This is a genomic window from Nitrosomonas sp. Nm34, from assembly GCF_900113925.1.
In the GTDB taxonomy this organism is placed as follows: Bacteria; Pseudomonadota; Gammaproteobacteria; order Burkholderiales; family Nitrosomonadaceae; genus Nitrosomonas.
The window spans coordinates 1-6,293 of sequence record NZ_FORD01000095.1; the positions used below are offsets into that span (position 1 = coordinate 1).

Genomic DNA, 6,293 nt, shown 5'->3' on the forward strand with positions numbered 1-6,293 from the left:
TCCTTATTTGGAAAGCTCTTTGGTGACCGGGGTTATCTCTCGCGGTCACTCTTTGAGCAACTCTGGGAGCAAGGCGTGCAGCTCATCACCAAGGTGCGCAAGAATATGAAAAACAAGTTGTTGCCACTTTTTGACAAGCTGCTGTTACGTAAACGCTCGATCATTGAGGCCGTCAATGACCCATTGAAAAATATCTCGCAAATCGAGCATTCCCGCCATCGCAGCCCAGTTAACTTTTTTGTTAATCTGATAGCCGGGCTGGTGGCTTACACCTTTCGCGAGAAGAAACCCTCCCTTAATATCAGACTTCCTCAAGCTCTTCCAATCGTGATGTGATGATTCTTATGTCGAACTCACGTTATATAGCAAAACCAGCTAGAAATGATTCACGGAGTATGCTCATTATTTCATCTGAGCATAAATGGGCATACGCCAAAGTACTGCGTGAACAATACAGCCAAACCGTTGATATGCTCTTCAAATTTTATATATTCTGAATTATTCTTAACTGGTTACGCTATATCTTTAAGCATCATGCTCCTATCTTTTTATTGTTGTTATCTATTCTTGTATCCCTGATGCCCTCAAGCACCAGGGCTTCCCTTCGGTAGTGGCACATTCAAGCCTGCCGTGGGTCAGGCTCCTGATATACCGCGACGGCAAATTACGCACCGTTGCCCCCATGTGCCATGGGTGATCATAAAATAATGTTGTCAAATAGCTTGTTGATTATCTGGTCACTTATCTCTCTGTTGTTTTGGCTATCATCCGTGGTGCCAATTACTACGTCTTCAGTGATGACTGGACCAGCAGCTGGATGACCGCCGATAATGGCCGCCATAGCTCGCTCAGGGAATTTGATGGTTCGATTGTAGATTCGCATTTAATTTATCTTTTTGGTGTTTGTTCATTAACTTTTCATAACCCACAATAATATGGTGGTATTATGTAAATTCACTTCACAATGTTGCCGAGGAACGACAATGAGTAATCCGGCTGTAGGATGGGCTGTGTATCCATGGGATGTAGGCAAGGTCTCATATAATGAAAATCTATGTGATTCATCTTGCGATACACTGCCGAATAAGGGTGATTTAATCATTAGACCTTGCCTTGTTCATCCTGAGACATATGAGCCAATTTCTGTACGTGTTGATGACATCTTGGATCCAAATGAAGCAGAACCTCATACTCTCGTTTTTCTGGTGGTCCCGGTAAATTCGCCAAATTAAATCCGCTGCTTTCCACCGCCAGTGAGATGCACATAGCTGGTTAATTTGGGCTCTGTGCGGTTAACGTCTGCCAGCTCGCGTCGATCATCCGTATCATCATCAATGTCATTAGGTTCATCTAATGAGGCATCTATGATCTTGTCGTGCATAAATGATGTGGTTTTCTTTTTATAATGTTTGGCGTAGTCTGCTTCCACTTTGGCTGAGTTGATTATGACTTGAGCCGTGTCAGAGATCCCTTTGGCGTGCTCGATGTCGATTGTTTTATCTTTCAGCCCGCGCAGCGTATCGAATAGGATGGCGCGCAGTTCGGTGATATTGTTTTGATTATTATTCATGGATGATCCTGTTGATTGCTTTGTTCATCAGGTGAACTTCCCTGATTTCTTTCGGATAATTGCTGAATGAGTGTTCGCGTATGATCTCAGTTCTGCTGGTTAGTATCAGATTGTTGATGTCTACGTTGTCCTTGTTGCCATCGGCATAGCGCAAGGTCATGCCGGTGGTACCGGTTTGCCATGGTGTTCTAACTCAAGGAGTTGCTATGAATTTATTTAAGAGGTAGTGGGGCGGGCGTTTGGTCAGAAAGATCGAAGATTAATTGTGAAGATTTTGTGAATATTTTGTGAAGATAGCGTATACTGATTATGTATTAATGTTGTTGCGTTAAATACTTTCCATAAGCTGTTGTAGCACGGTGAGTTTTTCTGCGATTTCTCGCCGGGCTATTTTTTGCTAATTACACTCCTTTCATATGGGAGTGTTCCATACATACCCGCTGGCTCTCTTCCCGCTAAGCCATCGGCTATGTATATTTTCCATTCCCTCGCGGCGCATAGTTAGTGTTTTTTACCTCCTTTCTATAGCTATGTGCCGCACTTGGCTTTTGTAATATAAATAGTTCTCGCCAGTAAAAAGCCCGCACTGGGCGGGCTTGAGATTTATATAGATTAAGAAATCATATTAGTGAATCGTGGAAACAGCTTCCTGAAAAATTAATTGGCGTAGCGCTTCCTGGCTAAATATAACTGTTTTATTTGTAAAATACGCAGCTCGCTCATACTGTTTTTTTCCAACCACCTCTTGGTCTTCGGCAAGTGCCAATATATATCCCTTCTTTTGCTGCGCCTGATATTGTAGAAAAATAACTTCTGCTTCAAGCAATCTAGCAGCAGATGTTGCTGTGATAATAATTAACGGATAATCTTCTCCAAGCATATGATCAGCTTTTAAACCACCAGATATAGGTAATTCAATATCTGTATGCCAGGGCATATTTTTACTTGCAGCTATTTCTTCTATGACTTGTCGCACTCGCTCTTTGAAATCATTTATTTGCCTAGTAGTCCGAGAGGTGGCTATAGCAAACAACTGCTGTGCGGCCTCCGCCACCCGAAAAATATATGGAGCAATCAGCTCTTCTTTATTTGCAAATACGACTAGCTTCTCCTCAGCAGTAAATTGAACTGGAGAATACAAGGATATCTCGTCTGCCCATCGAACTACTGATTCCGACTCTATATCACCGCCACTCATAGATGCATACAATGATGCATCACTGTTTTCATCAATAAAAAAACCATCTCCATTTTTAGACGGACGTACTCGAATAACTATCTGATCCTTGCTTCCAGGATACTCTAATGGCGTGACAATGCGTTGCACGCCACTCTCGCCGGCATGCACTTCAAAGAGCGAGCAGATTGCTCGATTAAGATTAATATCTGTCACTTTAGAATAAAGATTTTGACGTTGGGTCATTGTCTGGCGGGGAGATTCCGCATAATTCGCAAAATATAAGAATTAGCTGAAGTCTATCTTCATAAACTAACTCTTGGGTCAAGATTTTTAGTTTTAAGATTCATTTCAGGAGCTTCAGCGAGAAATCTATTTGCATAATTATAGCGTAACCAGTTAAGAATGATTCAGAATGTATAAAATTTGAAGAGCATATCAACGGTTTGGCGGTATTGTTTACGCAGCACTCTGGCGTATGCCCATTTATGCTCAGGTGAAATAGTGAGCATACTCCTTAGATCATTTCTAGCTGGTTTTGCTATATTATCAGTCATGCACGGTATTTTACAATGAAAACTTGTGGCTTGGGTGCCAATGAAACTCAAGCAGTGGGCTTAATTCGCCATTTATTAAACGATAATATAAATAACCGAAGAAAGCACTATCCGTGAATATTTCTCTATCCCTCCAGCACATCAAAACACATGCCTGTTGGATACATCCATTATTCCAGTTGTATGTATTCTTTGACCACCAAGCTTATTAAAAGGTTTTGGCAGCTTGTTTCTCTTTTGTGGCCTAAATTCAGGAGCACGCTTTAACTTTTTGGGAAATAATTTATGATTTTGCAATTCTCTCGGTGTCATTGGATGGTGCTTCTTCGCCGCAGTTAATTTATTTGCCTTCTTTCTGCGCCGTTGTATTTGGAGATGGTGTGCTTGGTGTTGTGGCAACAGGTGTGCTGCATTGCGGATCAATGATATAACTTGTTTGGTCAAACTTGCGCCATGCGCCTGTCCCGGCGCCATCAATTGCTAGGATTGAGATAATCCCAAAATCAATAAATACACCAAGTAAAGTGGTTGCATCGAAGGATTTTGATGCAGGAATGGAAACAGGCATGCATCCTTCTTTACGAGCGGTAATGACGTATTCTTCTTTTTTCTTGAAAGCAGTGATCCCGTTTCCTCTACCTATAAATGCCTCATTTACATACAAATCTACGTCAGGCTGATTGCTGCGGATTGATACTTGCTGCGATGCTCCATTGAACATGGTCGCACATCCTGATAGAAACGTGACCGCGGCTAACAGCACTACTGATTTTTTCATTCTCTCCCCTTTGAGTGGTTAATTTAAAAGGAGGAGATTTTCTTACTATATGACGCTGTCGTCAAATGGAGACTGACGAGATGATGGGCGATAAACCCATGATAGAATTAATGTTTTTGAAATTGATCCGGTGTCAGCCCTGCAAACAGCCGTGCTTGGTAGTTTTGCAGAAAAGATATCTCCAGCTAAACATCTCGCCCCACATAAATAACGACCCCACAAATTGTTGCATTGCTATTTATTTGGATTATCTTGTTTGGCCAATCTGGGTTTATTGCTCGCAAATATTTGTGATCACCTTCAATTATGAGCTGTTTGAATGTCACCTCATTACTATCATCGAGCCTTGCAACAACGAACGACCCATTGCATGGATGTCTTGCTGGATCAACATAAATAATATCTCCATCTCTGAATGATTTTTCCCCTGATGGATTAAACATTGATATCCCGCTAACACGTAGAGCAAATGTTCTTTCGCTGTGTTGAGCTGGACATGGAACCCATCTTTTTGCATCACCTGGAGCAAAATTATTTATTGCTTCAGACCAATTTCCAGCTTGTACCCACGAAATTAAGGGCACACCTTTTGTATTAGCCTCTATTATCTCTACTCCAATAAACTCTGGATGGAGACTATCCTTCTTGCGTTTTGGCCTCCGGCCTTCTGCGAGCCACTCGGGGTTTACTTTTAAAACCCTGGCTAATGCTGTAACAGCGCCTGATCCACTGTTTCTTCCGCGTTCTATATCGGAAATGGTTGTTTGAGACAGGCCTGCCAACTTGGCGAGCTGTGGCTGTGTCAGCCCCATTTCCTTCCGCGCTTCCTGAATTCTCTTTCCAAAAGTTTCCATATCGCAATTGTGATACAAAATCATACCGCTTTGGCTATTTGCTTTATACCGCAATGGCGATATTATATTCATATGAACTGGGCAAAATTAATTCAAAACCTGATCGATCAAGGATTGACTCAGGTGCAAATAGCTAAAAAGTGTGGGACGGGGCAAAGCTATATCTCCGGGCTGTTAAAAGGTGATCGTAAGAGTCCAAACTGGGCTCTGGGAGAAACACTGCGTCGCTTGCACAGCGAAGTATGTTGCTGTGAACACGAAGCAGCTCCTATTGAAAGACGACGCTGTGATCGCCGTAGAGAAAGCGATCGCCGTCAAAGCTGACATGACTTTCATTTATCCACATCAGATCGTTCAGTTGGAGCTATGGAATCGCTAATGCAAGACGCATCCACCCCATCCTTACCCGTCCTGATCCGTTCAGCCTAGATGACAGCCTCAATGATGGCAGCCAAAGCTGAAGCCGATTGCATATCTAGCGGTTCTGGCGGTGGAGTCTTAACTGGTGGCAAAAATTTCATGATGGCTCCTGATTAAATGATGTGTGCATTACCAGGAAATTAACGGCAGCTAAATAGATTAGAAAAAAAGTTAACTAGTCGCCCCTGAAAAAAGCAATTTTTAGGACATCAATTTTAATTTCCTGGCACGAAGCCTGCACTTTCTGAGCGAGGATACCAGGCTTACAGCTCTATTAACGGCTGATAAGTTGGTTGTTTCGTTCCAGTAACGATGGAAAAAGCAGCCAAAAAATGGCCAATAGCCATTGATTCAGATTCCAGGCGCAAGCTGCCATCAGTAGATTAATATGATCACCCACTACGCCCTTGAGATAATTGCGGACCATCTGAAATCTGATTTCAAATGCCCGATAACAGGTTCAATAGCCGCACGCCTTTTGCATGGTTTGTGCTTCTTGTCTTTCTGGCTTCGGCTATCCTTCTTTAGTGACTTTCCAGGTAAGATGATTCGAGTTGCACTGACTTCACTTCTGCCACGGTAGCCTCGGTCACATACCGCTTGTTTGACTGCTTTGCCACGCGATATTTCAACATGTTTCAGTCTTTCTGGTAAGGTATGATTATCATGCAGATTGCGCTCATGACTGATCACCCCCACAATCAGGTTGCTTTGTGCAGTCGAAGCAATTGACGCCTTTGCGCCATATTCGTAAGGTTTGTGCTCCTTACCTTTAGCTATGCAGTACACTTGCGGCTCGTGCAAGGAGTAGATGTTATTCTTGTCTTTGGGTTGCTGTTGCAATATCTGTTCATACCACAGGAAATCTGCTTGATAGCGTTCAAACAGACCATGCTGGGGTAATTTTCTGCGAAGCTCCCGGATCAATTTGTGAGCG

The 6,293-nt window shown here is 42.7% G+C and carries 9 protein-coding genes; 2 read left to right on the forward strand and 7 right to left on the reverse strand.

Going from position 1 to position 6,293, the window contains the following annotated elements; genetic code table 11:
• Positions 1 to 336, forward strand: a 336-nt coding sequence (locus BM283_RS16845; RefSeq protein WP_139225328.1) for a transposase, incomplete at its 5' end; no start/stop codon positions are given.
• A gap of 361 nt (positions 337 to 697) precedes the next feature.
• Here the strand turns inward: BM283_RS16845 and BM283_RS16850 are convergent.
• The 5 genes from BM283_RS16850 to BM283_RS16875 all read right to left on the reverse strand — a co-directional run bounded on the left by BM283_RS16850 (position 698) and on the right by BM283_RS16875 (position 4,936).
• Complete coding sequence (locus tag BM283_RS16850; protein ID WP_090695207.1) at positions 698 to 883, reverse strand: hypothetical protein; 186 nt, start codon at positions 881 to 883, stop codon at positions 698 to 700.
• Positions 884 to 1,228: 345 nt separating this feature from the next.
• Positions 1,229 to 1,570, reverse strand: coding sequence for a hypothetical protein (locus BM283_RS19085; protein WP_175492207.1), 342 nt, complete (start codon positions 1,568 to 1,570; stop codon positions 1,229 to 1,231).
• 625 nt (positions 1,571 to 2,195) lie between these two features.
• Positions 2,196 to 2,993, reverse strand: a complete 798-nt coding sequence (locus BM283_RS16865; RefSeq protein WP_090695211.1) for a hypothetical protein — start codon at positions 2,991 to 2,993, stop codon at positions 2,196 to 2,198.
• A gap of 651 nt (positions 2,994 to 3,644) precedes the next feature.
• Positions 3,645 to 4,082 carry a putative periplasmic lipoprotein gene (locus BM283_RS16870; RefSeq protein WP_217646581.1) on the reverse strand — a complete coding sequence of 146 codons (438 nt, stop codon included), beginning with the start codon at positions 4,080 to 4,082 and terminating at the stop codon, positions 3,645 to 3,647.
• 185 nt (positions 4,083 to 4,267) lie between these two features.
• Positions 4,268 to 4,936 (reverse strand): LexA family protein, encoded by a 669-nt coding sequence (locus tag BM283_RS16875; RefSeq protein WP_217646582.1) that lies wholly within the window; start codon positions 4,934 to 4,936, stop codon positions 4,268 to 4,270.
• A 72-nt stretch (positions 4,937 to 5,008) separates the two neighbouring features.
• Here BM283_RS16875 and BM283_RS16880 point away from each other — a divergent pair, with 72 nt between their 5' ends.
• Positions 5,009 to 5,260 (forward strand): helix-turn-helix domain-containing protein, encoded by a 252-nt coding sequence (locus BM283_RS16880; RefSeq protein WP_090695213.1) that lies wholly within the window; start codon positions 5,009 to 5,011, stop codon positions 5,258 to 5,260.
• 370 nt (positions 5,261 to 5,630) lie between these two features.
• On the opposite strand, the gene BM283_RS20210 is transcribed toward BM283_RS16880, so the two are convergent.
• Positions 5,631 to 5,783 carry a hypothetical protein gene (locus BM283_RS20210; RefSeq protein WP_254776418.1) on the reverse strand — a complete coding sequence of 51 codons (153 nt, stop codon included), beginning with the start codon at positions 5,781 to 5,783 and terminating at the stop codon, positions 5,631 to 5,633.
• Positions 5,756 to 6,293 (reverse strand): transposase (locus BM283_RS16885; protein WP_254776419.1); only part of this gene is annotated, 538 nt, incomplete at its 5' end. The genes BM283_RS16885 and BM283_RS20210, both read right to left, overlap by 28 nt.

Coding starts and splice junctions, on each gene's coding strand:
- BM283_RS16850 (WP_090695207.1), bottom strand. CDS start 883: ATGCGAATCTACAATCGAACCATCAAATTCCCTGAGCGAGCTATGGCG.
- BM283_RS19085 (WP_175492207.1), bottom strand. CDS start 1,570: ATGAATAATAATCAAAACAATATCACCGAACTGCGCGCCATCCTATTC.
- BM283_RS16865 (WP_090695211.1), bottom strand. CDS start 2,993: ATGACCCAACGTCAAAATCTTTATTCTAAAGTGACAGATATTAATCTT.
- BM283_RS16870 (WP_217646581.1), bottom strand. CDS start 4,082: ATGAAAAAATCAGTAGTGCTGTTAGCCGCGGTCACGTTTCTATCAGGA.
- BM283_RS16875 (WP_217646582.1), bottom strand. CDS start 4,936: ATGGAAACTTTTGGAAAGAGAATTCAGGAAGCGCGGAAGGAAATGGGG.
- BM283_RS16880 (WP_090695213.1), top strand. CDS start 5,009: ATGAACTGGGCAAAATTAATTCAAAACCTGATCGATCAAGGATTGACT.
- BM283_RS20210 (WP_254776418.1), bottom strand. CDS start 5,783: ATGGTCCGCAATTATCTCAAGGGCGTAGTGGGTGATCATATTAATCTA.